This window comes from Chryseobacterium sp. ZHDP1 (assembly GCF_018603435.1).
Classification (GTDB): Bacteria; Bacteroidota; Bacteroidia; order Flavobacteriales; family Weeksellaceae; genus Chryseobacterium; species Chryseobacterium indicum.
This window is the reverse complement of sequence record NZ_CP075682.1, coordinates 3739399-3763841: the sequence shown is the minus strand read 5'-3', so window position 1 is coordinate 3763841 and position 24443 is coordinate 3739399. Positions and strand designations below refer to the sequence as shown.

General features: G+C 34.3%; 32 protein-coding genes and 1 tRNA gene. 13 read left to right on the top strand and 20 right to left on the bottom strand.

Annotated features, from left to right (window positions below):
• The first annotated feature begins 20 nt into the window (after positions 1–20).
• From KKI44_RS17345 to KKI44_RS17300, 10 genes are all read left to right on the top strand, one after another.
• Entirely contained in the window at positions 21–1448 is a 1428-nt protein-coding gene (locus KKI44_RS17345; protein WP_250902088.1) for a TlpA family protein disulfide reductase, read from the top strand.
• Complete coding sequence (locus KKI44_RS17340; RefSeq protein WP_214588490.1) at positions 1438–2532, top strand: TlpA disulfide reductase family protein; 1095 nt, start codon at positions 1438–1440, stop codon at positions 2530–2532. The genes KKI44_RS17345 and KKI44_RS17340 overlap by 11 nt, the downstream gene beginning before the upstream one ends.
• A gap of 116 nt (positions 2533–2648) precedes the next feature.
• Positions 2649–4169, top strand: coding sequence for a thioredoxin domain-containing protein (locus tag KKI44_RS17335; protein ID WP_250902087.1), 1521 nt, complete (start codon positions 2649–2651; stop codon positions 4167–4169).
• Between the two features lie 104 nt (positions 4170–4273).
• Complete coding sequence (locus tag KKI44_RS17330; RefSeq protein WP_214588489.1) at positions 4274–4435, top strand: bacteriocin-like protein; 162 nt, start codon at positions 4274–4276, stop codon at positions 4433–4435.
• 25 nt (positions 4436–4460) lie between these two features.
• Entirely contained in the window at positions 4461–4658 is a 198-nt protein-coding gene (locus KKI44_RS17325; protein WP_214588488.1) for a bacteriocin-like protein, read from the top strand.
• An 81-nt stretch (positions 4659–4739) separates the two neighbouring features.
• Positions 4740–6932, top strand: coding sequence for a peptidase domain-containing ABC transporter (locus tag KKI44_RS17320; protein ID WP_214588487.1), 2193 nt, complete (start codon positions 4740–4742; stop codon positions 6930–6932).
• A 78-nt stretch (positions 6933–7010) separates the two neighbouring features.
• Positions 7011–7181, top strand: coding sequence for a hypothetical protein (locus tag KKI44_RS17315; RefSeq protein ID WP_214588486.1), 171 nt, complete (start codon positions 7011–7013; stop codon positions 7179–7181).
• 28 nt (positions 7182–7209) lie between these two features.
• Complete coding sequence (locus tag KKI44_RS17310; protein WP_214588485.1) at positions 7210–7440, top strand: bacteriocin-like protein; 231 nt, start codon at positions 7210–7212, stop codon at positions 7438–7440.
• Between the two features lie 23 nt (positions 7441–7463).
• Positions 7464–7661 (top strand): bacteriocin-like protein, encoded by a 198-nt coding sequence (locus KKI44_RS17305; RefSeq protein ID WP_214588484.1) that lies wholly within the window; start codon positions 7464–7466, stop codon positions 7659–7661.
• 80 nt (positions 7662–7741) lie between these two features.
• The gene (locus KKI44_RS17300; protein ID WP_214588483.1) at positions 7742–9040 is read left to right on the top strand and encodes an HlyD family secretion protein; all 1299 of its coding nucleotides are present in this window, start codon (positions 7742–7744) and stop codon (positions 9038–9040) included.
• 145 nt (positions 9041–9185) lie between these two features.
• Here the strand turns inward: KKI44_RS17300 and KKI44_RS17295 are convergent.
• The 7 genes from KKI44_RS17295 to greA form a co-directional block, all read right to left on the bottom strand.
• Positions 9186–9259: transfer RNA gene (locus tag KKI44_RS17295), tRNA-Met, on the bottom strand.
• 44 nt (positions 9260–9303) lie between these two features.
• Positions 9304–10590 (bottom strand): TlpA family protein disulfide reductase, encoded by a 1287-nt coding sequence (locus KKI44_RS17290; protein ID WP_214588482.1) that lies wholly within the window; start codon positions 10588–10590, stop codon positions 9304–9306.
• A 61-nt stretch (positions 10591–10651) separates the two neighbouring features.
• Positions 10652–10861 (bottom strand): signal peptidase, encoded by a 210-nt coding sequence (locus tag KKI44_RS17285; protein WP_214588481.1) that lies wholly within the window; start codon positions 10859–10861, stop codon positions 10652–10654.
• Positions 10862–10867: 6 nt separating this feature from the next.
• Positions 10868–12835: a T9SS type A sorting domain-containing protein gene (locus KKI44_RS17280; RefSeq protein WP_214588480.1), complete on the bottom strand. Its 1968-nt coding sequence runs from the start codon at positions 12833–12835 to the stop codon at positions 10868–10870.
• A 77-nt stretch (positions 12836–12912) separates the two neighbouring features.
• Positions 12913–14100 carry an ATP-dependent Clp protease ATP-binding subunit ClpX gene (clpX, locus tag KKI44_RS17275; RefSeq protein ID WP_214588479.1) on the bottom strand — a complete coding sequence of 396 codons (1188 nt, stop codon included), beginning with the start codon at positions 14098–14100 and terminating at the stop codon, positions 12913–12915.
• A 72-nt stretch (positions 14101–14172) separates the two neighbouring features.
• Positions 14173–14562: an HIT family protein gene (locus KKI44_RS17270; protein ID WP_214588478.1), complete on the bottom strand. Its 390-nt coding sequence runs from the start codon at positions 14560–14562 to the stop codon at positions 14173–14175.
• Between the two features lie 45 nt (positions 14563–14607).
• Positions 14608–15078: a transcription elongation factor GreA gene (gene greA, locus KKI44_RS17265; protein WP_076395207.1), complete on the bottom strand. Its 471-nt coding sequence runs from the start codon at positions 15076–15078 to the stop codon at positions 14608–14610.
• A 109-nt stretch (positions 15079–15187) separates the two neighbouring features.
• On the opposite strand from greA, the gene KKI44_RS17260 reads away from it, so the two are divergent.
• The 3 genes from KKI44_RS17260 to KKI44_RS17250 are packed head-to-tail and all read left to right on the top strand — an operon-like array spanning position 15188 to position 16805.
• Positions 15188–15640, top strand: a complete 453-nt coding sequence (locus tag KKI44_RS17260) for a hypothetical protein (protein WP_214588477.1) — start codon at positions 15188–15190, stop codon at positions 15638–15640.
• Positions 15641–15642: 2 nt separating this feature from the next.
• Positions 15643–16092, top strand: coding sequence for a D-aminoacyl-tRNA deacylase (gene dtd, locus KKI44_RS17255; protein WP_214588476.1), 450 nt, complete (start codon positions 15643–15645; stop codon positions 16090–16092).
• A gap of 29 nt (positions 16093–16121) precedes the next feature.
• Positions 16122–16805, top strand: a complete 684-nt coding sequence (locus KKI44_RS17250) for an FKBP-type peptidyl-prolyl cis-trans isomerase (protein WP_214588475.1) — start codon at positions 16122–16124, stop codon at positions 16803–16805.
• Positions 16806–16882: 77 nt separating this feature from the next.
• Here the strand turns inward: KKI44_RS17250 and KKI44_RS17245 are convergent, their stop codons facing one another.
• From KKI44_RS17245 to KKI44_RS17185, 13 genes are all read right to left on the bottom strand, one after another.
• Positions 16883–17395, bottom strand: coding sequence for a hypothetical protein (locus tag KKI44_RS17245; RefSeq protein ID WP_214588474.1), 513 nt, complete (start codon positions 17393–17395; stop codon positions 16883–16885).
• Between the two features lie 52 nt (positions 17396–17447).
• Complete coding sequence (locus tag KKI44_RS17240; protein WP_214588473.1) at positions 17448–17987, bottom strand: hypothetical protein; 540 nt, start codon at positions 17985–17987, stop codon at positions 17448–17450.
• 199 nt (positions 17988–18186) lie between these two features.
• The gene (locus KKI44_RS17235; protein WP_214588472.1) at positions 18187–18771 is read right to left on the bottom strand and encodes a DUF1361 domain-containing protein; all 585 of its coding nucleotides are present in this window, start codon (positions 18769–18771) and stop codon (positions 18187–18189) included.
• Positions 18772–18856: 85 nt separating this feature from the next.
• Positions 18857–20233: a DUF4153 domain-containing protein gene (locus tag KKI44_RS17230; protein WP_214588471.1), complete on the bottom strand. Its 1377-nt coding sequence runs from the start codon at positions 20231–20233 to the stop codon at positions 18857–18859.
• Positions 20234–20241: 8 nt separating this feature from the next.
• Entirely contained in the window at positions 20242–20532 is a 291-nt protein-coding gene (locus KKI44_RS17225) for a hypothetical protein (protein WP_214588470.1), read from the bottom strand.
• A 2-nt stretch (positions 20533–20534) separates the two neighbouring features.
• Complete coding sequence (locus KKI44_RS17220; RefSeq protein ID WP_214588469.1) at positions 20535–21020, bottom strand: ubiquinone biosynthesis protein COQ4; 486 nt, start codon at positions 21018–21020, stop codon at positions 20535–20537.
• Positions 21021–21023: 3 nt separating this feature from the next.
• Positions 21024–21338 (bottom strand): hypothetical protein, encoded by a 315-nt coding sequence (locus KKI44_RS17215; RefSeq protein ID WP_214588468.1) that lies wholly within the window; start codon positions 21336–21338, stop codon positions 21024–21026.
• Between the two features lie 11 nt (positions 21339–21349).
• The gene (locus KKI44_RS17210) at positions 21350–21724 is read right to left on the bottom strand and encodes a hypothetical protein (protein ID WP_214588467.1); all 375 of its coding nucleotides are present in this window, start codon (positions 21722–21724) and stop codon (positions 21350–21352) included.
• A complete protein-coding gene (locus tag KKI44_RS17205) occupies positions 21725–22564 on the bottom strand; it encodes a metallophosphoesterase (protein ID WP_214588466.1) in 840 nt (279 codons plus the stop codon).
• 24 nt (positions 22565–22588) lie between these two features.
• Positions 22589–22879: a hypothetical protein gene (locus tag KKI44_RS17200; protein WP_214588465.1), complete on the bottom strand. Its 291-nt coding sequence runs from the start codon at positions 22877–22879 to the stop codon at positions 22589–22591.
• Positions 22880–22944: 65 nt separating this feature from the next.
• Positions 22945–23235, bottom strand: a complete 291-nt coding sequence (locus tag KKI44_RS17195; protein ID WP_214588464.1) for a winged helix-turn-helix domain-containing protein — start codon at positions 23233–23235, stop codon at positions 22945–22947.
• The gene (locus KKI44_RS17190) at positions 23232–23729 is read right to left on the bottom strand and encodes a hypothetical protein (protein ID WP_214588463.1); all 498 of its coding nucleotides are present in this window, start codon (positions 23727–23729) and stop codon (positions 23232–23234) included. The genes KKI44_RS17195 and KKI44_RS17190 overlap by 4 nt, the downstream gene beginning before the upstream one ends.
• Before the next feature lie 43 nt (positions 23730–23772).
• A complete protein-coding gene (locus KKI44_RS17185) occupies positions 23773–24390 on the bottom strand; it encodes a hypothetical protein (RefSeq protein ID WP_214588462.1) in 618 nt (205 codons plus the stop codon).
• Between the last annotated feature and the right edge of the window lie 53 nt (positions 24391–24443).

Here is a 24443-nt window from a genome sequence, read left to right as displayed (position 1 = left end):
TTTAATTGGAAATCCTAACAGTGGAACTAGATGTTCTTATGATTGTGGTTGCGATGGATATGGACATTAAAAAATATAGGAAGAGTTTATTACTCTTCCTTTTACTTCTATTAGTATTTGTAAATTGTCAAAAAAAGGACACTAAAAATATTAATAAGGTTGAAAATGCATTACGAATAGATACACTGAATTTAATTACAAATGTTTCATTTTATGATACAGGAACATTTGCTCTAAATACTCTTGTAAATAATAGAAATTTCAATTTTTCAATTTCTGGAACTAAAAAAAATGTAAGAGAAAGTAAAGAAATAGCACTAACAAAACCAACAGTGTTTGAATCCTATGCTCTGGTTAACGGAAAAACAAGAGTTCAAAGATATTTGGTTTTTAGTAAAAATGATACTTTAACATTTGAATTTCGTAAAAATGGATCCGTTTATACAGGAAATAAGAAAAATGCTATTCTGAATACCTTAATATCGGATAATACTATTTATTCTATTGAAGAACCGGATAATTCTGTTAATTACATACAGTCGCTTAAAAAAAAATATGACAATAATTTAGCTATAATTAAGCAAGATTCTATTAATTATACTGATTTTCAATACAAGACGATCAATGATTATTTAGAAATATATTTCTACAATAAACTTTTTAATGTAGATTTTTCAAAAATTACAAATCAGAAAGTAATTGAAGAACTAGACAAATACTTTGATATAGTTAATAGCAATATTTTAATATTAAACAGACTTAATGCCGTACAAAATAAAAGTTTAATAATAAATTTATTACGGTATATATCATTTAAAAATAAAAATCATCATTTGATTGATAACTTACAATTTCTTGATAAAAAATTATTTAAAACAGAGGCTTTAGATGGTTTTCTTTTGGATTACATGGAAAATGATAATACTTTAAGTAAGAATGATATTGATATTATGAAAAAGTATATCCGAGAAAGCAGCCTCAAAAAAGCCACTGAGAAAAGCAAAGGGAAAGTTCTGTCTAAAAATATACTAAACTCCACTATTAAAGATGCAAAACTAAACGAAGTTGCCATTAAAAATATATTGTCAGTAAAAAATGAAAAATTAATATTAGTGGACTTATGGGCTACATGGTGTGTGCCATGTCTTAAAGAAATACCTAATTGGAAAATAGCACAAAAAAAATATAGTGATAAAATAAAATTCATTCGTATTAGTATAGATAACGATCAAAAAAAATGGAGCGTGTTCCTAAAAAAGGATACAAATGATGAGTCCAATTATATTATCAGCAACTCTAGTCATCCTTTTATAAAATACTTTGAAATCAGCTCAATTCCAAGGTTTCTTTTATTCAATAATAATTTTGAGGTAATTTCAGATGACTTTGACAGACCAAGTGACAATAATTTTGACATTAAGCTTAAAGCAATTTTAGATGAAAATTAATTCTATAATAACGTTTATTTTCTTTCTATCGTTACTATCATGTGAAAAACATGCAAAAACAACCATAATCAAAGGTAATATTCCTAATTTACCAGATGGAACATTATATATATTCAAAGAATCCATGCTAAATAAATTAGATAGCATACCTACATCTAATGGGAAATTTGAGTTAAAATATAAGAACCAATCAAATATTCCAGAATATATTGGAATATTTCACATTGATAAAAAAAACGTGAAACGAGTTTTCGGGTTTCCAACTAATGTTCCTAAATGGGGATCTTCTGTTTTTATGACTGATCCTTTAATTGAAGTTTACGGAAGTATTGCAGAATATAAGCCTACCAATATAATGCCTCCTAAAGATGTCATATTTGTTTACAGCCCAAAATTAAAAATAGGAGAACAAACAACTGCTTTTTTTAATTCGGGTGATCCCATATTTAATTTTGATGATGCAACCCCATCAATCATTAATATTATAGAAAATAAAGTAAAACAATACCCATTTTCATATTATTTATTAGATAAAATTAATGAGAATAAAAATAGTTTTGCTCCAGAACAGGTTGACAAATTTTTAAAACTCTTCAAAGGAGAAATTACTCAAAGTACAACTTTTAAAAATTTATCCTCCTACAACAAAAAAAGATACACCGAGAAAAATACATCGCTTCCATCATTGGAAAATATCAGCGGTGAGAAATCTGCTATTTTGGATTCAAAATACAAAAAGCATCTGGTTGTTTTCTGGGCAAGTTGGTGCGGACCTTGCAGAGAGGAAATCCCTCTTTTGAACAAAATGTACAGTAAAAAAGATGAATCATTAGAATTTATTTCCATCTCAATTGATGAAGATAAAAATGCTTGGAAAAAAGCGCTCAATGAAGAAAAAATGGATTGGAAGCAATTCATCATCAATGGAAAAGATCCAAACTACGAAAAAATTCAGATGCATTTCAGATTAAATGGTGCGATTCCATATACTGTTCTTCTTGATAACAATTCTAAGATTTTAAAATCTACTGTCGGTCTATCCTCAGAGAAAGATTTGCTGGATTTTATCAATGATAAGAAGTAAAAAGATTCAAATTCATTATAAAATCGAATATAATATACTCACAAGCAATAAAATAAACATAAATCACGTTAAAATGAAAAAAGTATTTGTTTTTTTCAAACATCTGCTTATTTTTAATGAAAAATATTAATATGCTATTGGACAAACTCATTAACTATCTAAAACTCGACAAACAGGAGTTCCTTTTTCAGTTCAACTCACACCCAAATTATCCTTCTGCTCTGGCTTTCAGCGACACGTTAAATTTCATGGGCGTACGTAATGATGCTTACGAATTAGATAAAGAATATTGGGATGAACTTCCTGAAGAGTTTATTACGATAGTAGATAATTCGTTTTCGCTTGTTAAAAAAAACGGCACACAATATTCTATTTACTCAGATAAAGCAAAGACGTTAAATAAAGAAGAACTGCATAAAAAATCGACAGACTTTGTTTTACTTTTTGAAAAAGATAAAGTGGAGCAAAAAACCGTGACGAGCTATAAACCTTTTATTTATGCTATTTTTGCGGTCGTTCTAATTTATTCCGCAATTAATTTAGCATGGTATGAAGCAGTGTTCAACGTTTTATCGCTGGTTGGAGTTTATATTTCTTTAGAACTTTTTAACCAGAAATTTGGAAATACTTCTACCGTTATCGGAAGTATTTGTGGCGATACCGCAGGAAATCAGGCTGTAAATTCATGCAACAAAATCATTACTCAGGATAAAACAAGTATTTTAGGGCTTAAGTTTTCAGATTTTTCTCTGATCTATTTTGTCGGTCTTACTATTTTAGGATTATTTCTTCCTGTAACTTCACTTCTTATTAAAGGTTTTACATTTGCTTCTGTTATTGCAATCGGCTATTCATTGTATGTTCAGGGCTTTGTTGAAAAAACTTTCTGCCGTGTATGTCTTTTAATTATTTCTGTTTTAACAGCTCAGATCTTAATCAGTGTTTTACTTTTTCCGCTTATATCATTTGATCTGAAAACAGCTTTGCTTGGTATTATTTTGTGGATTGCTTTGTTTTCAATGGTGTTATACCTGAACAACACGCTTGAAGAAAAAGAAACACTACAAAAATCAAACGCAAAAAATTTAAGATTCAAAAGAAATTATGAACTTTTCAAAAGAGAACTTTTAGAAAACGAAAAAGTAACATTTTCTGATAATGAGACATTTTTTGTAGGAAGTAAAGATGCCAAACTGCACTTATCGATTGTTTCAAATCCATACTGTGGATTTTGTAAAGATGCTCACAAAATTGTAGAGAATTTACTTACAAAATATCCAAATGATATTTCTGTACAAATGAGATTTAATTATTCTCCGGATAAACAGAATGAGAAATTCACCAATCTGATTTCAGATTTCATGTATACCTACAGAAACAAATCATCGCATGAGTTTCTGCATCTTATAGAATATTGGTTTGAAAATAAAGATGAAAACAAAGTAAGACAAAAAGCAGGAATTACTTCCACTCAGGAAGACCTGGCTCCGCTTGTAGAAATGTCTGAAGAAAACAGAAATGCAGGATTAAATTTTACACCAATCATTTTGATCAACGGCTATCAGTTTCCGGATAAATATGATCGTGAAGATATTTACTATTTTATTGATGAATTATCTGAAGACGAAGAAATATAATTAATAATTAATTTTCGTAATACAAAATTCACTAATTTAGGAAAAATTTAAAGCGGAATCCGAAAAGCTTAAAAAGAGTAGGAAATCTACAAATTATTAATACTATGAAAAATCTAAAGAAACTTTCAAGAGAAAATCTTAAATCTGTAAAAGGAGGATATACACAAGAACATACAAAGTTTTGTAACTCCAGAGGGCTTACTCCATGTTTAAGCGGAACTGATGACTTTGGATGTCGTGTTGACGGGCAATGCGTCACTTTTTAAAAAATCAATTAAAATATAAAATATTATGAAAAATCTAAAAAAACTTTCAAGAGAAAATTTAAAATCCGTAAAAGGAGGTGTAAAAGAAGGGTGTCCTGGACCAAAATCACCATATTATCGTCCATATGCTACACAAGCAGAGTGTGAAGCAGCCACAGGAAAAACCTGCTCATATTCAGAAGATAGTTATTGCTTTCCTGCCGGATGGAATGCTGATCTTTAAAAATTAAAAATTTAATTTTTTGAAAGAAAATAGTTGTCGTCTTACCGGCGGCAACTTATTTATAAATAAAAACGTCAATCATTGAAATCTTTTCCTTTCTATCGCCAACCAGATTCTAAAGACTGCGGTCCTACCTGCCTTCGTATTGTAAGCAAACATTATGGCAAAAGTATATCTTTACAACAAATCCGTAACCTCTCTGAAACAACAAGGGAAGGAAGCAGTTTACTTGGATTGAGTGATGCGGCGGAAGACCTTGGTTTCCGCTCTTTGGGAGTTCAGATTAATTTCGAATCTTTAGCGGAGGAAGTTCCTCTTCCGTGTATTGTCCACTGGAATAAAAATCACTTCGTGGTTGTTTATAAAATAGACAAAAACAACAAAGTTTATGTTTCCGATCCGGGCTATGGACTGATTACTTATACCAGAGAAGAATTCATCAAGTTATGGATCGGTGAAAATGCCAATGAAAAAACAGAAGAAGGCATTGTTCTTATTTTAGAAACAACTCCTGCTTTTTTTCAGACAGAATTTGATGATCAGGAAAGTAAAGCCAGTTTTTCTTTTCTTTCAAAATATGTATTAAAGTATAAATCGCTGGTTATCCAGCTCGCAGTAGGTCTTTTGGCAGGAAGTTTACTTTCTCTGATTTTCCCTTTCCTTACCCAGAGTATTGTCGATGTTGGTATTCAGAATCAGGATCTTAATTTCATTTATCTTGTTCTTTTAGCACAGGTGATGCTTTTTATGGGAAGAATGGGAATTGAAATGATTCGAAGCTGGATTTTGCTTCATCTTTCAGCAAGGATTAATATTTCTATTATTTCCGATTTCTTTATCAAACTCATGAAGCTTCCGATCAGTTTCTTCGATACAAGAATGACGGGAGATATCATGCAGAGAATTAATGACCATCACAGAATCGAGCAGCTTCTCACAAGTTCTTCGCTGAACACTCTGTTTTCATTAGTCAATCTTATTATTTTCAGTATTGTACTGTTATTTTATGATTATAGGCTGTTTATCGTTTATCTTATCGGAGCAGCGGCTTACATCGGATGGATCAGTTTTTTCCTGAGCAAAAGAAAAGAACTCGATTACAAAAGATTTTCACAGGTTTCTCAGGAACAGAGTAAAGTGATTGAGCTGATCAACGGGATGCAGGAAATTAAAATGCATAATGCCGAGAAACAGAAAAGATGGGACTGGGAATTTCTTCAGGTTAAATTATTCAAGCTGAGAATAAAGTCTTTGTCTTTAGAACAATGGCAGTCCGTAGGAGGAAACTTCATTAATCAGATGAAAGATATTTTTGTGAGTTTCCTTTCTGCAAAATTAGTGCTTGACGGAAATCTTACCTTAGGTATGATGCTTTCTGTTCAGTATATCATCGGGCAGTTAAACAGTCCATTGCTTCAGCTGATCGATTTCATTAAACAATTTCAGGATGCTAAAATTTCTTTGGAAAGATTGGGTGAAATTCATGATAAGGATGATGAGGAGAATAAGGAAGAGCAATATTCCCACGAAATTCCGGAGAAAGACATTCTGGTGGAAAATGTTTCATTCAGATACACAGGTTCAGATGTTCCCGTGTTTGAAAATCTTACACTCAGCATTCCCTTTCAGAAAACGACGGCCATTGTTGGAGCCAGCGGAAGTGGAAAAACAACGCTTTTAAAACTTTTAATGAAATTCTACGAACCTTCTCAGGGAGAAATTCGATTGGGGAATACAAAACTTAACAATATTTCTCCGAGATTCTGGAGAGACCATTGCGGAGTGGTGATGCAGGAAGGCTATGTTTTTAATGATACTATTGCCAATAATATTGCTGTTGGGGAAGATTATGTAGATAAGCAAAAATTGAGGAGATCCGTAGAAATTGCCAACATTAAAGAATTCATAGAAGAGTTACCTTTAAGCTACAACACAAAAATCGGAAATGAAGGTTTGGGAGTAAGTGGCGGACAAAAGCAGAGACTTTTCATTGCAAGAGCGGTTTATAAATCTCCTGATTATATTTTATTCGATGAAGCAACTTCGGCTTTGGATGCAAACAATGAAAAAGTAATCATGGAAAATCTCGAACAGTTCTTCAAAGGAAAAACAGCTGTTGTTATCGCCCATAGACTTTCCACCGTAAAACATGCCGATAAAATCATTGTTTTAGATAAAGGAAAAGTGGTGGAAGAAGGAAACCATGCAGAATTGGTTGCTCTGAGAGGAGAATATTACCGATTAGTGAAGAATCAGTTAGAACTTGGAAATTAAATTTTAGGTATACAGCGAAATCCGAAAAGCTTACAGAGTAGGAGTAAATAACAAAAATCAATTTATTTTATGAAAAACATGAAGAAGTTAACAAGAGAGCATCTTAAAAATGTAAAAGGAGCTGGTGGTCCCACATATCCGGACGACTCTATTTATTATTGCCACTGTGGCGGAACCGGATGGTATATTGTAGAGGAAAAATCATGTATGGATATTAACGGGAATTATTATCCGCCGATTTGCCAATAATTCAATTTAAATCACATTCAAAATTACTATGAAAAATCTAAAAAAATTAACACGTAAAGATCTAAAAAATCTGAAAGGAAGCGGAGGTGGATTTTCGGGTGAAGGTTTAGGCGGTAGAGATTGTGGAGATTATTTCCCACAAGATCCTCCGATGCCGGGAGAGCCTTATAACTGCGGATGCAATTATCTTGCGTGGTGCGAAAAAATGTCTGCCTGTGTACACATGAACTTTTATAGTGCAGAAAATTGTCATCTTTAATACAAATTAAAACAAATTTTATTATGAAAAATCTGAAAAAATTAACAAGAAAAGATTTAAAAGATCTAAAAGGTGGAGGATTAAATGATTGCGGAGCATATTTCCCGCCAGAACCACCACTTCCGGGAGAACCGTATGATTGTGGCTGCAACCTTATGTGGTGCGCAAAAAGAAGTGCATGTATTCATCAGAATATGTACTCTCCGCAAATCTGCGAATAATTTGAAAATTTTAGATTTCAACTTAAATCTAATGTATAACAATAGCAATCTTCTTAACGGAAGATTGCTTATATTAAAGTATGGAAAAAGACATTTTAGATAATATTGAGCTTCGTTCTGAAAGTGTTCAGGATATTCTTACCCAGCCTCCTCATTGGATGATCCGATGGGGAAATACCATTATATTTTTAATATTGGTACTGATACTAATCATGAGTTATATTATAAAATATCCGGAATTCATTCCTGCGCCAATTATTGTGACTTCACAAAATCCACCTGAAAAATTAGAAGCCAGAACCAATTCTAAAATCGAAAAAATATTCATCAAAGATCATCAGGAAGTTAAAAAAGATCAGGTATTGATGGTCATGCAGTCTTCTGCAAACTACAAAGATGTTCTTGCATTAAAAAAAATAATCGATTCTTTATCTCCGGATCAACTATCATCGTTTCCACTAACCGAAACCTCCCATTTCAAACTGGGAGAACTTCAGGGAGATTATAATGGTTTTGCAAAAGCATTTCAGGATGAAGCCTTATTTACAAGATTGCAGCCATATGCGCCGGAAAATCTAGCCGCCAATCAAAGCCTATCCGAATACAGGGTAAGAATTGCTACTACCAAACAGCAAAAAAATCTTGAGCAGGCTAAATATGAGCTAACCAAAAAAAACTACATCCGTTCTCAGGAATTATTCAACCAGGGAGTTATCTCTTCCATGGAACTTGAAAATGAAAAAATAAAATACATACAGGCGCAACAGAATTTAGAAAACATCAATATTTCTCTTTCACAGATGGAAGAAGGAATTTCTAATTTAAATAAAACAAAAAGCGGAACTGCCATTAATACAGAGAAAGACAAGATCACCTACTCTACCCAGACTTTACAGTTGTTTGAACAGTTGAGAAAATCCCTGAAACAATGGGAACAAAACTATCTTCTTATTTCGAATACAGACGGTATTGCAAGTTTTCAGCAGTTTTTCGGCGAAAACCAGTTTATTAAAGCCGGAGATGCCGTTCTCTCCATTCTTCCTAAAAACAGGGAAAGATTAGTCGGCAGAATGTCTGTTCCGGCTACCAACTCAGGTAAGATTGCTTCGGGTGAAAAGGTTTTAATTAAGCTCGATAATTACCGTTATCAGGAATATGGAATCGTGGAAGGAAAAGTGCAGAATATCTCTCTTTCTCCCGATAAAGAAGGAAATTATTATGTAGATGTACTTCTCCCGAAAGGATTAAAGACCAGTTATAACAAAAATTTAGTTTTTGATAAAGAGTTAAAAGGAAATGCCGAGATTGTCACTCAGGATTTGAGGTTAATCGAACGCTTTTTCTATCAAATGAGAAAATTGCTAGGATATCAAAGCTAATACAGAATATAGAAACCGAAACGTAGTTGTTTCGGTTTATTTTTGCAGTCAGTTATATACAACTGGCTTTTTTTATAGATAAAAAAGTTCGACAATCATAAAATAAAAAGGTTTCAGAAATATCATGAAACCTTTTATTCATCTGTAGCGAAGACGGGAATTGAACCCGTGACCTCAGGGTTATGAATCCTGCGCTCTAACCAACTGAGCTACCTCGCCGTTTTGGTGGTGCAAATATACAAAAATATTCACTACCTCCAAATTTATTTTAACTTAAAATATTCCAAAACATCACCAACATGCTCTGGTTTACTGATTATCTTATTGTTAGCATCTAAAATAAAATATGTCGGAGTTGCATGAACATTATATGTATCTACATAACTGCTGTTCCATCCTTTCAATTCGGAGTCATTTATCCATGGAAATGCTGCAATCTTTTTAGAATAAGAATCTTTATCTACATCCAGAGACAAACCTACAACCTGAACGTTTTTAGTCTTTAAATCGTTATATTTAGCCAATAATTGAGGAAGTTCACTCTCACAGTGAGAACATGTGGAAGACCAGAAAATAACGACCTTTTTATCAGCCTTTACATCCTGTAAAGATTTAGCGGTAGTATTTACGGGTGAATTGAACTTATAATTAGGGAAAACTGCTCCCATCTCAACATTTGCGTTAGATTTCAAAGTTGAAGCCAGTCTGTCTGTTATGGTGCATTTAAGATTTTTAGCCAGATTGAGATATTTATCCTTGAAATCCTGCATATCATACACATCAAAAATATCAATTAACTCAGAAAGCACGGTCTGCCCGCGAGGAGTTTCTACTTTTAATCTGTCTAAAAGTTTATCTACAGATGCAGTAACATTGGTATTTCCACCTGAATTCAGATAACTTACTAAAACCGGTCTAAGTAATGAGGAAGTTTCCAGCATATCATTAGACTTATCTAAAAAATTAATGATTTCGTCCTGAGCAACTTTTTTAGATGCATCATTAGACAAAAATTTGCTGTAATTTGTATTATAGTAATAAATGAATGGATGCTGTGTCTGATCTATTCCCGAAGAATTTCCCGAAAGTCTGTTTATTTCAGTCTTTAATGCCTTTCCAAACTCTGTATTGTCTTTATAATATTCTTTGATCTGAGCTAAAGCAGGCAGAATAAGTTCCTTTTTTTGTGAACCTTCCTGAAGTTTACTCATAAGATCATTCGCTTCATCAAGATAAACAATATCTTTTATTTTATTAGCCTGCGTTTCAAGCTTAACACTTACATTTTTATTTTCTGAAATGAAATTGAAAGTATTATTGGAGTTGGGAAAATAAACTTTCATCATTCCCATATAATTTTTGGGATATTTAAAAGTCCATACATTATTTTTACTTTGTTCTTTGGTTACAATAATATCCTTAGAACCATTTAAAGTATATAAAATTGCGTCTTGATCTTTAAAATCGGCAGGAGCCTGAATGGAGACAGTAAACTGAGCCTGTAATGAAAATGCAGCTGCTAAAGCTGATATTGTAAAAATTTTTTTCATAACGTAAAAATAAAAAAACTCTCTGAGTAATCAGAGAGTTTAATATTATTTTAATAAAATTTTATGCTTTCTTAGCTGTATATCTTCTAGTAAAAAATGCTATAAATAAAACAGCAATAATTCCTAATGCATACACATACATGTCTATTGGCGAAGCAGTAGCACCCGGTCCTACTGTACCACTACCTCCTGTTGGATTAGGAGGCTGCGCCATGACAAACATTGCAGCAAACAGAAAAAAGATAGACACTAGTTTATTAATAGTTTTCATATTCAATTATTTTAAGATTTTCGTGTTAACAATATCTCCTTTATCCGAAACAATTTTAACCACGTAAGAATTTTTGATTTGCTGATCTAATTCAATCACAAAATCTCTGGTTGTTTCCACCGCCTTTTTAGAGATTACTAATTTACCACTCATATCATAAACTTCGATATCTGCTTTTTTCCAGTTTGGATCGAATCTAACAATGTAGTTCGTGATTGCAGGATTGTAAATAACAACAGTTCTGGATGGAGATTTCGTTTCGGTTGTTGCTAAAACTACATTTGGTTCTCCATAGTAAAGGTCATACTCTGCGTTTGTAGCGCTAGTAACGCCTCCTTGTATTGCTTGTTGTAAAGTACCATTAGCAGCTTTATAGTAGAAACCAATTCCGGTAGATAAGGCATGAGTTCCATCAGCTACTAGCTGTGCATTTTCTCTAATTTCAAACTTATAAGACTTAATCGTATTAAGGTCGTAATTTACTAACTTAATATTCTTGCCTTTGAAATTAAATTCGTTTGCCTCGTTTATATAAAGCCAGTACTGACCTGTATAGTTATTATCATATCCTCCGTTAACATCTTCTTCAAATGTTCCTAAAATAGCACCGGAAGACAAAGTAACCTGAGTTAATGCATTGGTAGAATGCCCAGTTGTACCGTTAGGATAAACCACGTAGTAAGTACGTGCTACCTCATTTCCATTTGCATCAAGACCAATCACACCTAATTGTTTTACTGTTCCGCTGCTGTTCTTGTTGGCTGCAACGCTATAGTTTGTACTTGCAGCTCTCGAATAGTAATTAAACCTTCTAAGATTAGCAAAATTGAAAGTATCTGCGCTAGTATTGTCCAATAGCTTAATTACAAATGTTCCCATAGGTCTTACCACAGTGTAATCTACATCACCTGTAGGAACTCCTGATGGATATGTAATAAATTTATATGAACTGGAACCTGTACCACCTGAACCACCTGTAGAACTCGCAGTCTGTACTCCCGACACTTCTAGTCTTACCCCCTGAATTTTTGTAAGATTTATTCCGTCTCCCACTGTAGCACCTTCGTTAACTGCAATTTGAGACAAATCTATATTAGTAAGGAACGGATTGGAAAACTGATAAATATTTCTTCCGTAGTTACCCTGCCAAGCAGTACCACCGCTCCCAATATGGAAACCATCCTGAAGATATGTATAATATTTTTCGTTATACATATTCGTAGCACTTCCTCCGGTACCAAAATTAATACCGTTACCCGCGTTTTGTAAAGTAACCGTAGTTCCAATATCCGTTAAAGGTCTACCTTTAAGTGTTCTTGTCGTATTGCTTACATCCAATCCCAATCCGCCAAGCATATAATATGCTGTTCCCGGATTCGCAACACCAAGTTTTGTAGTTATATCTACATTCATTGAAACTACTGTTGGATTGCTGTATGCAAGAATCTCGTTTTTAGAATATCGAGCATTGGTAAATGTTTTACCTAATTCTGCGCTAAGAGTAGAAGCAGTTTTGTCATAAAACGGTAAACCGATCTGTTGATAAGTTCCATGATTTACGGCTCTATATTCCTGATCCACAATACCCGTAATATTGGTTTGAGGAATACCGGAAATAAAAAGCTGTCCGTAAGTATAGGCCGGTGTAGCAGAAGAACTGTTCGTATTATAAGTTGCATAAGCGGTAGGCTCATTAAGCTTATTAACAAAATTACCGCCACCATTTGCCTCAGTTTTATTTACATTTGAAGCATCAATAGTTTTAAAAGAATCAGTAGATGTCCCGTCAACCATAAAGTTACCGTGATTTTCTACAATTCCAGATCCCTTCATCTGTAGGCCACCGCCACTGTAAACAAGTGTACCTTTACTTACATACGTAGTAGCAGCATCATCTACGTGTACTAGAACATTCTGCGCCTGAACAGAATTAATAGCTGCTAATAAACCAATAGCAAATAAACTTTTTCTCATTGTATATAAATATTTGTGTGTTAATACAATATCTCAAATGCAAAGTTATGTTTTTTTTACTAAAAAACAAAAATATTTTATGTATTAACAAAAATATTATCTTCCGTTAATATTATTTCTTTTTCTTCCCCTATAGAAAACATATAATCCTCAAGCACTTTTTCCGTAGTTCCTCTCAGCCCTCTTGCTCCTAAACCTTTTTCAATAGTTTCTTCAACAATTTTTTCAATGGCTCCGTCTGTAAATTTCAGATCTGTTCCGTCCATTTTAAAAAGCTCAATAAACTGGTTCACAATAGAATTTTTAGGTTCTTTCATAATTCTTACCATGGTTTCTTTCGTAAGTTTATCCAGGTAAGTAATGATCGGGAATCTTCCCAAAAGCTCAGGAATTAATCCGAAAGACCGAAGGTCAATGGCATTAATATTCGTTAATATATACTCGTCTTCATCCGTTTTATTGATTTTTTCTGAACTGAAACCAATTGCCTGTTTGTTCATTCTTCTTTCGATGATCTCTTTGATCCCGTCGAAGGCTCCACCCGCGATAAACAAAATATTCTGTGTATTTACCTGAATATATTTCTGATCGGGATGTTTTCTTCCTCCCTGTGGCGGAACATTTACGATACTTCCTTCCAGTAATTTAAGTAATCCCTGTTGAACTCCTTCTCCGGAAACGTCTCTTGTAATACTCGGATTATCAGATTTTCTGGCGATTTTATCAATTTCATCAATAAAAACAATTCCTTTTTCCGCTTTTTCCACATCATAATCGGCAACCATTAAAAGCCTTGAAAGGATACTTTCCACATCTTCGCCTACATAACCGGCTTCCGTTAAAATCGTAGCATCCACGATACAGAAAGGAACATTCAGTTCTCTGGCAATAGTTTTTGCCAGTAATGTTTTTCCGGTTCCAGTTTCACCAATCATGATGATGTTCGATTTTTCCAGCTCTACTTCTCTGTTTTCGTCCTGAGCGTGAAGTAATCTTTTGTAGTGATTGTACACGGCAATCGACAATTGCTTTTTTGCCTGATCCTGCCCGATTACGTACTGATCGAGAAATTCTTTAATCTCTTTCGGTTTCTTAAGTTCGTTTATATTTTCTGCCGGAGCATATCCTGATTTTGAACTGCTGTCCTTCACGATTGCATGAGCCTGCTCGATACAATTCTCGCAAATAAAGCCGTTTTGACCTGAAATCAGCATCTGCACTTCATTTCTCTTTCTTCCGCAGAAAGAACATTGGTTTGAATTCATTTTTTAGATCTAAATATATAAGGTATAGATTAAAGAAACTCGTAAAAATCTGCTTTACGAGTTCCTTTATTTTTAAGAATTAATTATTGAGTTCTGAATTTCGGTATATTCTTCACCCGTAAGTTTTAATCGCTCATTTTTAAAATTCATATCTTCCACAGTATTGAGCGGGATAAGATGAATATGTGCATGAGGAACTTCTAATCCTACAACAGCCACCCCAACTCTCACACAAGGTATTGCTTTTTTAATTTTTTTGGCAACTTCCTGAGAAAAACCCCAAAGGTTTTTGTATTCTTCGCTGTCCAGATCAAAAATTAAATCAACTTCTTTCTTGGGAACAACCAATGTGTGTCCTTTTACTAAAGGCATTGCATCCAGAAACGCAATAAAGTTTTCATCTTCGGCAATTTTATAAGAGGGAATATCGCCATTGATGATTTTTGTGAATATTGTGCTCATTTTAATTTAAAAATGTTAAAGATTAGAAAATTAAACAACAGTTATTTACAGGGTAATATCCAATACTTCAAAAGAAAGTTTGTTTCCGTTTGGTAACGTGATATCTGCGGTTTCTCCTACCGCTTTTCCAAGCAGTCCTTTTGCAATCGGCGTGTTTACTGAGATCTTTCCGGATTTCAGGTCGCTTTCGTTATCCGGAACCAAAGTAAATACCTGCTCCTGATTGGTTGCATTATTTTTAAGTCTTACCGTTGTAAGAATTGAAACTTTTGAAGTATCCAGCTGACTTTCGTCTATGATTTTTGAAGTGGAGATCACATCTTTCAGCTTAGAAATCCTCATTTCAAGCATTCCCTGAGCTTCTTTTGCCGCATCATATTCTGCATTTTCCGACAAATCTCCTTTGTCTCTTGCTTCTGCGATCTGCTGAGTAATTTTTGGTCTCTCTACAGTTTCCAACTGTTCCAGCTCAGCTTTCATTTTCTCTAATCCCTCCTTTGTAACATAGCTTGCCATAATTTTCAAAATTTAGTTTTAGTATAAAAAAATAATCCGACATTTGCCGGACAATGTTTTCGTGTAATAATCGTTTAATTTTTACAAATATATAAAAATTTAAATTGAAATGAAAAAAACTTTTTCAATATTATCTATCATCACATTATTGATTTTCAGTAATTTATCTATACATTCCTGCGGAAGCCGTGAAGACACCGTAAGTTGCTTTCCAAGTAATCCGATCAATGTTACACTAAATCTGAACCTTCCTGCTTACTACGCACTGAATCAGGTTGGTGGCTGGGTTTACATCAATGAGCAGCAATCCGGAACGAAGGGGCTAATCGTAGTAAGAGCATCCGACAATTCTTTTAAAGCCTACGACAGAAACGCGCCTCACATCTGTCCCGACAGCAATACCACTCTGGAAGTTCAGGACAACATCAGAATTGTCTGCCCTAAAGACAATGCCCAATGGATATTGTTAACCGGACAACCCACTGCGGTAGCCAATGTACAGCCGAAAACGTATCTTTACAATTATGATCCTTCAGGGAAAATTTTAAATATTTATTATTAAAAATGAAAGTTGTCATACAAAGAGTTTCAGAATCCAGCGTAAAAGTGGATGGAAAAGTGGTCGGGGAAATAGGACACGGTTTAATGCTTCTGGTAGGAATTGATGAAAATGATGAAAAAAGCGATGCAGACTGGCTTGTACAGAAAATTTTAAACCTCAGAATTTTCGGGGATGAAGAAGGGAAACTCAATCTTTCTGTTCAGGATATTCAGGGAGAGATATTATGCATCAGTCAGTTTACCCTTATTGCCGATTACAAAAAAGGAAACCGTCCTTCTTTCATTAAAGCCGCAAAACCGGATAAAGCGATTCCCTTATTTGATTATTTTAAAGAAGAAATTTCAAAATCCGGACTGAAAACCGAAAGCGGAATCTTCGGAGCAGACATGAAAGTTTCGTTAATTAATGACGGACCGGTAACTATTGTGATGGATTCCGTTACAAAAGCTTAAATTCGCAGAAAATATATTTACAATCAACAATGAAAAAAACGTTATTTACCTTAGTTCTTTTAACAGGAGTAAATTTTGCATTCGCTCAGAAATCTTATACAGACGAGCAGAAAGCGTCTTATTACATCGGTCTTGATATTGCTGAAAACATGAAGAAGCAGGGCTTTCCGGCAGATCCTGAATTATTGACACAAGGTTTTAAAGATGCTTTCGGAGATAAGCCAAGTTTATTCCCGAAAGAAGAAATGGGAGCCTTTTTGCAGGGCTTTATGCAGAAGCAGAACGAAAAAAAGCAGGCTGAAGCAAAAGTAAAAGCAGATGAAAACAAAAAGAAAGGAGCCGAGTTTTTAGCTAAAAATAAACTGAACAAAAACATTAAAACCACGGCAAGCGGTTTACAGTATGAAGTTCTTAAAGAGGGGGATGGTAAAGCAAAGCCTACAGCTTCAAGCACAGCTAATGTAAAATACACCGGGAAATTAATGGACGGAACGGTTTTCGATTCTACAGATAAAAACGGAGGACAGCCTATTGAATTAAATATTTCCAGCGTTATCAAAGGATGGACAGAAGGAATTCAACTGATGTCGAAAGGTGCAAAATACAGATTTTATATTCCGTCTGATCTTGCATACGGAGACAACGGAGCGGGCGGCGTAATTGCTCCGGGAGCAACCCTTATTTTTGATGTTGAACTGATAGATTTTAAATAATCTTTTCTATAAAAAAAAGCAAAAACGTCTTTCAGAAATCTGAAAGACGTTTTTTAAAATAAACTTTTATAAAAAAACTAATTCGCAGGAACGCTGCTGAAATTTAGTGCAATTCTAAGGTTCATGTCCGAACTTGTCTGGTTCTTCAGTTCATAAACCGTTCTTACGGTAACCCCCGTACTTTTTACCACCTCATCCAAAAATCCTGAGGTTGCAAGATCAAGATTTAAACTTGAAGCATCTGTAGAAATATTGGTTCTTGAAGCAACCAGTCTTTCTCCTGTTCCGCTCGATGAAATGTATACTTTTATCGATTTAAAAGCATTCAGGCTTCCTCCTGCCGGAGAAACTACGGAAACTTTGGCATCCGATATTCTTACGTCTTTAATCTTCGCATTGTTATTCCCTCCAAACCACGTCTGAACATTAGACGCAGTAGAAGTAGAAGAAACTTCTTTATCGGCGGGAACTCCTGTGGAAACTAACACATTGGCTGTATAAGGAAATGTATTCTGAACCAACGACTGCACCGTTTCACAACTTACAAGAGCTACTGAAGCTACTGCCGCCGTCAAAAATATATTTTTCATAATGATAAATTTTAAAGTTTTGCTTGCATAAACTGTACCAAAATGATGAAAATTATTCTACGCTTACGGTAAAACTGCCTTTTGTATTACCGGAAGCCATATTGCTTTTCCCGATGATCAGCCAGATTTCACCTTTATCTTTTACATCATAGGTAATTTCTCTTCCGAAAGGTCCGTCGAAATCTCCATTGGGAAGTTTAATCTGATTGAATCTGATATTGAAATCCTTTTCATTTGTTGAAATTTTAGCCTGTATTTTGGATTTATTGAAATTGATGATTTTCAGAATAAATTCCTGTCCGTCTTTCGTAAATTCTTCTCCTAAAGTAATCGGAAACTGCTCTGCATCTACAGTTCTGGTAATTTTACCATCTTTTACCGTTCTCATCACTCCTGTTTTAAGAACTTCTTTGGTTTTCGGTGCATTGTTGATTACAGAATCCTTCATCTTTACGGCTGCGGAATCCATTTTCGGAGCAGTATCGGGTTGCTCGCTCATGATTACTGAATCTTTATCCTGAGTTTCAACATAAGCAGATTCTTTTTTACACGAAACTATGAGTAACGGGATCAATACTAAGAACTTTTTCATAACAATTATTTTTTGAATACGATCTAAAACCGTCTTGATTTTTAAAGTTTATGGAGATGCCAAAATTGTTCCATTGACTGAGATTTTTCAATAAACAATAACCCTTTTTAATTTTTTATAACAATAACTTCCCTGTTAAGATTATTTACAGACTTCATCATAAAGTACATAAAATTGAGCATTACTCCCATCAAAACAGTTACTCCCCATGTTTTTGTATAGTCCATCGGATAATTCTTACAGCAATATCATTGAAAAGCCCAAAAGGATTGCTGAGAATATCCCAACTGTTCCACCGTAAAAATCTTCCCAGATAAACACCAAAACTCGCTATGAATAAAAACGAAAACGTAAGGAAGTTGATGATTCTTGGTTTAAAATAATCTGACAATAGTTTTTCAATGTCAAGCAAACTAACGAATCCACAAAATAATCCTGTCCATGCATACGAAAGAATGACCACCAAATCATACCAGATCGGAATTGCATTTCTACTTTTCAGATGAAAAAGGTCAGTAAGAATATATGGTGAATTGGGAAAAAATACAATCCAAACAGCGATTGCTACAGCAAGTGATAATTTACTTCTGATTTTAAAAATTACTAAAAAACTGCTGATAAAAAAAGGAATCCAGGCAAGAAACAAATTCCAGTTAAGAAATAAAAACACTTTCGTTTCACTGATGTAATATCTGGAAATTGAAAGACTGAAACAAAAAAGTGTCATTAATACCAACAATAAAGTGATTTCAAATCTTTTGCTATTTTTTAATTTTCTGATCATTTTTAAATTGATTATAGTTAAGTTTTTATTGACAATAAAAACCTCACAGGTTTTTGAAACCTGTGAGGTTTGACCGAAGATCTTCTTACTTTAAATTCTGATAATAAAGAACCTGAGAAAGAAATTTTTCATTTTTCTGGAATTTCACTCTTTCTAAATTCAGAATTTCGGATTTTAAGGCATTATCCTGATGTTCTTCGGCATAATTCAGCAATTGCTTCTCACTGAAATTAATTTGAGTTTTATGGTAGTTTAAAGCAAAATCTTTCCGTTTCATATTTTCAAAAGTGATGATGCCGCCCCAATTGATGTAGCTGCAAACAAGGATGACTCCGTAAATATACCATGCCATCGTATTGAAAAGGAAAACGTTTCTCCTCTGCTTTTGAATTTTAATAAAAGTGGTGACCAAGCCAATTAAAGCCAATATCAAAAATGCATAAACACCCAGTCTTTTGTAGGTAAAACCATAATTGATGATGTATTCTGAGTTTTTCACCATGGCAGAAATAACGAGAACAGCATTCAGAAAAATCCAGACTTTGGCTAATATTTTCATTAGTCCGGCTTTCGGATCAAAATTGAAATTCGATTTAAAGTAAAACATAATCACCAGAATCGACATGATGATTGAAAGAATGACTGCATTTACTCTTTCATGCGTTTCTTCGGAAAGTTTAACAGGACTTTTTATCGACTCATAGAACTGTTCATAATTATAGGTAATGATAAAAAAGACAAGCAGAACATTCAGCGCCAGTAAAGAAATTAGACCGCTCATTCTTTCAGCATCGAGATCAAGAAAAGAATAGGTGGCTTTCTGAATTTTATCTTTCTCCCCGAAATTGTTATCCAGCAATCGGTTGCTTTTGTAAATAAACCGTTCAACGGCGAAATTCCAGTAATTGAATGCGATAAAAAAGCCTAAAAAGATCATTGCCAACAATTGCCAGAAATTAATATCCAGCTCTACATTCGTGAATAAATTGGCAAAATGATCGCTTCCCGCGGAATAAATTCCGAAGAAAACGGAGATCAGAATTAAAGGAATTATTACAAAAGCCAGTGTTTTCTGCCACAAACCGGAAACGTTTCTTTTGGGAAGCCATGCATCGAAATTCAGGATTCTGAAAAACTCTGTAAAACAGTTTGTCACAAAAACCGGAACCAGCAAAAGGATTTTCATTCTTCGGTTTCGGGATCGGTATCCTAACAATAATAATGAAGTGATAACCGCCAGAAAGGACGGAAAATCTCCGTACCACGCAAACGCAGCACTCGAAATAATGCTCGTTACGAAAAGAAAAATAAACGTTTTGGTCCGGTTTCGTTCAGGCGTTCTGAAGAAAGTAAGCACGGCATAAATAATTCCGATAATTCCGAGATTGAGACCTACATTCTGATCATAAAATACAATGACAAAAAGCAGGGTCGTAAGAAATATATAGTGATGTGTTTTCATAGGTTAGTTTAAATGTTGGTGAAAATAAAAAAGTAAAAGGCGGCAATCGGAATATTCAACAAAATCAGCAAAGCTGAGTTTCCGTGAGATTTTTTATCTGAAACATCTGTTAAAAAAGTCAGCAATTCGGAGCAGAAAACAATCATGTTGATAACAACGGCAATAACGACATAATAAAATCCGAGCCAGACAAAAAACCAAGATTCGGAGATCCAGAATGCCAATAAGATGATGGTTCCAAGCAGCCACGAAATCAGAAACAGACCTTTTCCGACGGGACTAAATTTTACCCTTTCCATAATTAATATAAAACAGCGGTATTCTTCTGTTGAATGAAATCTTTCAGATGCTCAAAATTCTGCCAGAGCAAAGCTTCAAAATCCCACTGGTAAAACGGACGCATATTTTGTCCTTTTTTGTAGGCTTTGATGTAGAGTCTGTAATATTCCGGTAAAATGATGCTGCCCAAAACAATCGCTGCCAAAAGATGGGCGTTGAGTTTCCCGTTTCCTAACAGGAGAAACTGCATGGCGATTTCGTCCTCGAAATTGGTTCCACATCCTGTAATAAGATGATGAACATCGTGATTTTCCATTTTGGGAATCATCGTGAAACCATGTTTTTTATAAAATTCTCCCAGTTTTCTGCCCAGAGAATCTTCCTGAAATTCCAGCAGTTGTTTTTCGGTAAACTGCCACTGCCTTTTCTTTTTCTTGAAATAGGTTCTGTACAGTTTCTGGGTTTTATTATAGACGAACAGAAGAAATTTAACACGTATTTTTTTCATAGTTTATGAGTTTAAAAAATTAATTGAAACAAGCTGAACTCCAATAATGATATAAATTATTGCTACGGGAATATTAATCAGCATAATTCCTGAAGATTTAAGACAGGCATTGAGTTTACTCTTATGAACAATTCCGTAGATTAATAGAGTAACAAGAACAATCATATTAACTACAAATCCATATTCCAAAACCAAAATTCCACCTTCAACAAGTAAATCATTTTTAGTGAGAGCATACCCGAACAAAGAGATGCTTCCTAAAATAAATGAAAGCCAAAACAGAGTTTTCCCAATATTTATAATTGTTTTTTCATTCATAGTTTATAATTTTAATCGCTTTTAGTATAGACATGATTCATATCTGCGTTCAGAATAATTTTTGGCTTTTCAAAAAGTTTATTCGAAAAATAAGTATTACCTAATGCTGGTTCTCCATCACTTATATAATGCAATATAATTCTGGAAACAAGCCCGTTACTAACCTCAAACCGACCTTTCCCATAAAATCCGCTTTCAAAATGTCCGTCACGGAATAAGATCAAAGTATCCGGTTCATGAGGAGCTTCAACACAGCAAATCGGATTTTCGTAATTTGTATTGACGTATTTACCATACAGTGCCTTTTCTCTTAAAGGAAAATCTATGGTAAAAATTATGATCACCAATATTCCCAATGCAAAAATTTTAAGTCCCAGTTTCATCATTTATCCTTGTCTTAAAGTAAAAACCGTAATTTCCGGACGCACCATAAAGCGAACCTGAAAAGAATGTCCCAACGCACGGTTGATGTAAAGCCTTCTTCCATCTTCAAGATCAATTTCTCCGGAAATATATTTTCTGTTTTTCACGGGAAGCAGAGGCGTAATGACTCCGGGAATTCTGCACTGTCCTCCATGCGTATGTCCGCTCAGAATCCAACCCTGATAACCATTCCAGATATCTTTATCACAAGCATCAGGATTATGACAGAGAATAATATTTGCCTTGGAAGGATCATAATCTTTCATCACTTTATGCGGTGCAAAATTGGGTGACCATAAATCTTCAAAACCGATAAAATTGAGTCCGCTGCTTTCCTGTTGCGCATTATTCAGCATTGTGATTCCGAAGCCTTCCAGAATATTGCAGATATTGTCGGACGACTGAAGATCCTGCCAGTCTTTTCCGTAATCGTGATTTCCCAGAATTCCGAATGTTGCCAGATTTCCCAACACAGCGTGTTGCATCACTTTTTTAAGGTCTTCTGTTTCTTTAGCTCCTCCCCGATTAACAAAATCTCCTGTGTACACTACAAAATCAGGATTGTACTTTTTAGCTTTCTGAAAAGAATCGATAATGAAATTCCAGTCGAAGCGGGTTCCAACGTGGAGATCAGAAATCTGCATCAGGATTTTTCCTTCAAGATTTGGGGATAAATTTTTAACCGGAAGTTTCCGTTCTACAAACTCAAGCCAAAACGGTTCAATCTGCCATGAATAGAAAAGAGGAAATGCTCCTATTACAGAAAGCTGAAAGATCTTTTTTAAAAATGTTTTCCTGTTCATTTATGTTTTAGTTTTTTTACAACATTAGCTTCCCGCGAAAGGAGTTCCGAAAAGTCCGACTGCCAGCTCGATCCACACCAAAGCCAGAACTAATAAAATCACAAAGCAGATCAGCAGTTTATAAGGTAAAGCTTTTTTCGATCGGATGACCAGATTGATAAAGAATGCGGTTCCGAAAAGCAGTCCGCCCGCAACAGCAAAATCAGCAGGTGACCAATTCCAGCCTTCTGCAAAAAGATTGGCAAAAAATGCCGTAAGCATCAATAATGTAGGAACTGCGAAAATGATGGTTGTTTTTTGTTTTTCTAAAGTCATAATTTTTGTTTTAAATTATTAAAAGTACTTTGTATTTCAAAGTTTAAAAATAAAAAAATTAATCTCTATTTTCCGAGTAATTTTTCCAAAGCATTAAGATGTTCCGTAAAGGCTTCTCTTCCATTTTGGGTTACCCGATACGATGTTTTGGGTTTCTTGCCCACAAATTCTTTCTTCACTTCTATATATGCAGCTTTTTCCAGCGCATTGCTGTGACTGGCAAGATTTCCGTCCGTAATTTCCAGCAGGCTTTTCATTTCTGAGAAATCAACCCAGTCATTTACCATGAGAACAGACATAATGCCCAATCTTACACGGCTTTCGAATTCTTTATTGAGTTGATTTATATTTATCATTTTAATTTTATCCTTTCTATTCTGAAATAATCATACACTGTTGCATCAACGCCGATTGTTTCCTTTGTTTTTACATTTTCAACGGTTACAAAATCATGATCTTTAAAAAAGCCGGAATTGAAATGTCTGTTGATATTTTCATTCACTAAATAAATTTCTCCGACGTTATGATGAACTTTCCATTCGTTTTCCAACCCGCTTTGCTTCAATTTGAATTGAATAACAGAAGCTAAAAATGCCGAATAACCGATACAGTTTGCTTTTTTGGTTTCTACTAATTTATCTGTTTCATGATCACATTTATAAAATGAAAAACTAAGGGTAGAAGCAGTTTCCTTCAAAGAATTCTGAATGAGATCTTCTACAGACGTATTGTTTTCCGTTTCCTTTAACCGATTTTTAAGTTTTTCGTTAGTAATATCTAAAACCTTTCTTTCTTTAATTGTATCATAAGAGAAAAATATCCGGAATAAATAAGTTCTGCAGATAACCATTGCAAAAATAATGATTAAAAATATCCCCCACTTTTTCACAATTCTATTTGTATTTCTTATGCATTATCAATCCATAAACAATATGCAACGCACCAAATCCTATTGTCCAGAAAACCAGTCCCCATCCTAAAAAGAATAAGGAAATTAGCCCTAAAACAATCTGACAATAGCCTAAATATTTTATATCCGTTAAGGTGTATCGTTCTGCACTTACCAGAGCCAGTCCGTAGAACAGCAATGTTGCCGGAGCAATAAACACAAAAAGATGATGATAAAGAAGTGCCAGACAAAAGAAACCTCCCGTTATCAAAGGAACTGCAAAGGTAACCAAAAGTCTTTTAGTTGTCGCATCCCAGATCTTCAAACCTTTCTTTCTGCTTTTATTGGCTGTAAAAATATAACCACTGAGCAATGCCACACCTAGAATAACAACCCCAATGATGACAAGTTCTTTTACCAATGATGGTCTGAAAATATTTCTTTCCCCGTCAAAATAATCAATCCCCTCTCTCTGAAAAACAAAATAAACATATACCGCTCCGATAATTGCTGCTAAACCGGCAACAACTCCGGACAATCCGCTCAAAGAAATAAATCTGGAAGAACGCTCCATCATGGAGCGAATATGTGATAGGTCTTCGTGATAGTTTTTTGATTCCATAAAAAGAACTTTGAATTACAAAGTTAATATTTATTTTGAATCTGCAAAATATT

Excerpts from the sequence above, each read along its gene's own strand:
- KKI44_RS17340 (WP_214588490.1), top strand. The coding sequence starts at position 1,438 with ATGAAAATTAATTCTATAATAACGTTTATTTTCTTTCTATCGTTACTA.
- KKI44_RS17335 (WP_250902087.1), top strand. The coding sequence starts at position 2,649 with ATGAAAAATATTAATATGCTATTGGACAAACTCATTAACTATCTAAAA.
- KKI44_RS17330 (WP_214588489.1), top strand. The coding sequence starts at position 4,274 with ATGAAAAATCTAAAGAAACTTTCAAGAGAAAATCTTAAATCTGTAAAA.
- KKI44_RS17325 (WP_214588488.1), top strand. The coding sequence starts at position 4,461 with ATGAAAAATCTAAAAAAACTTTCAAGAGAAAATTTAAAATCCGTAAAA.
- KKI44_RS17315 (WP_214588486.1), top strand. The coding sequence starts at position 7,011 with ATGAAGAAGTTAACAAGAGAGCATCTTAAAAATGTAAAAGGAGCTGGT.
- KKI44_RS17310 (WP_214588485.1), top strand. The coding sequence starts at position 7,210 with ATGAAAAATCTAAAAAAATTAACACGTAAAGATCTAAAAAATCTGAAA.
- KKI44_RS17305 (WP_214588484.1), top strand. The coding sequence starts at position 7,464 with ATGAAAAATCTGAAAAAATTAACAAGAAAAGATTTAAAAGATCTAAAA.
- KKI44_RS17300 (WP_214588483.1), top strand. The coding sequence starts at position 7,742 with ATGGAAAAAGACATTTTAGATAATATTGAGCTTCGTTCTGAAAGTGTT.
- KKI44_RS17290 (WP_214588482.1), bottom strand. The coding sequence starts at position 10,590 with ATGAAAAAAATTTTTACAATATCAGCTTTAGCAGCTGCATTTTCATTA.
- KKI44_RS17285 (WP_214588481.1), bottom strand. The coding sequence starts at position 10,861 with ATGAAAACTATTAATAAACTAGTGTCTATCTTTTTTCTGTTTGCTGCA.
- KKI44_RS17280 (WP_214588480.1), bottom strand. The coding sequence starts at position 12,835 with ATGAGAAAAAGTTTATTTGCTATTGGTTTATTAGCAGCTATTAATTCT.
- clpX (WP_214588479.1), bottom strand. The coding sequence starts at position 14,100 with ATGAATTCAAACCAATGTTCTTTCTGCGGAAGAAAGAGAAATGAAGTG.
- KKI44_RS17270 (WP_214588478.1), bottom strand. The coding sequence starts at position 14,562 with ATGAGCACAATATTCACAAAAATCATCAATGGCGATATTCCCTCTTAT.
- greA (WP_076395207.1), bottom strand. The coding sequence starts at position 15,078 with ATGGCAAGCTATGTTACAAAGGAGGGATTAGAGAAAATGAAAGCTGAG.
- KKI44_RS17260 (WP_214588477.1), top strand. The coding sequence starts at position 15,188 with ATGAAAAAAACTTTTTCAATATTATCTATCATCACATTATTGATTTTC.
- dtd (WP_214588476.1), top strand. The coding sequence starts at position 15,643 with ATGAAAGTTGTCATACAAAGAGTTTCAGAATCCAGCGTAAAAGTGGAT.
- KKI44_RS17250 (WP_214588475.1), top strand. The coding sequence starts at position 16,122 with ATGAAAAAAACGTTATTTACCTTAGTTCTTTTAACAGGAGTAAATTTT.
- KKI44_RS17245 (WP_214588474.1), bottom strand. The coding sequence starts at position 17,395 with ATGAAAAATATATTTTTGACGGCGGCAGTAGCTTCAGTAGCTCTTGTA.
- KKI44_RS17240 (WP_214588473.1), bottom strand. The coding sequence starts at position 17,987 with ATGAAAAAGTTCTTAGTATTGATCCCGTTACTCATAGTTTCGTGTAAA.
- KKI44_RS17235 (WP_214588472.1), bottom strand. The coding sequence starts at position 18,771 with ATGATCAGAAAATTAAAAAATAGCAAAAGATTTGAAATCACTTTATTG.
- KKI44_RS17230 (WP_214588471.1), bottom strand. The coding sequence starts at position 20,233 with ATGAAAACACATCACTATATATTTCTTACGACCCTGCTTTTTGTCATT.
- KKI44_RS17225 (WP_214588470.1), bottom strand. The coding sequence starts at position 20,532 with ATGGAAAGGGTAAAATTTAGTCCCGTCGGAAAAGGTCTGTTTCTGATT.
- KKI44_RS17220 (WP_214588469.1), bottom strand. The coding sequence starts at position 21,020 with ATGAAAAAAATACGTGTTAAATTTCTTCTGTTCGTCTATAATAAAACC.
- KKI44_RS17215 (WP_214588468.1), bottom strand. The coding sequence starts at position 21,338 with ATGAATGAAAAAACAATTATAAATATTGGGAAAACTCTGTTTTGGCTT.
- KKI44_RS17210 (WP_214588467.1), bottom strand. The coding sequence starts at position 21,724 with ATGATGAAACTGGGACTTAAAATTTTTGCATTGGGAATATTGGTGATC.
- KKI44_RS17205 (WP_214588466.1), bottom strand. The coding sequence starts at position 22,564 with ATGAACAGGAAAACATTTTTAAAAAAGATCTTTCAGCTTTCTGTAATA.
- KKI44_RS17200 (WP_214588465.1), bottom strand. The coding sequence starts at position 22,879 with ATGACTTTAGAAAAACAAAAAACAACCATCATTTTCGCAGTTCCTACA.
- KKI44_RS17195 (WP_214588464.1), bottom strand. The coding sequence starts at position 23,235 with ATGATAAATATAAATCAACTCAATAAAGAATTCGAAAGCCGTGTAAGA.
- KKI44_RS17190 (WP_214588463.1), bottom strand. The coding sequence starts at position 23,729 with ATGGTTATCTGCAGAACTTATTTATTCCGGATATTTTTCTCTTATGAT.
- KKI44_RS17185 (WP_214588462.1), bottom strand. The coding sequence starts at position 24,390 with ATGGAATCAAAAAACTATCACGAAGACCTATCACATATTCGCTCCATG.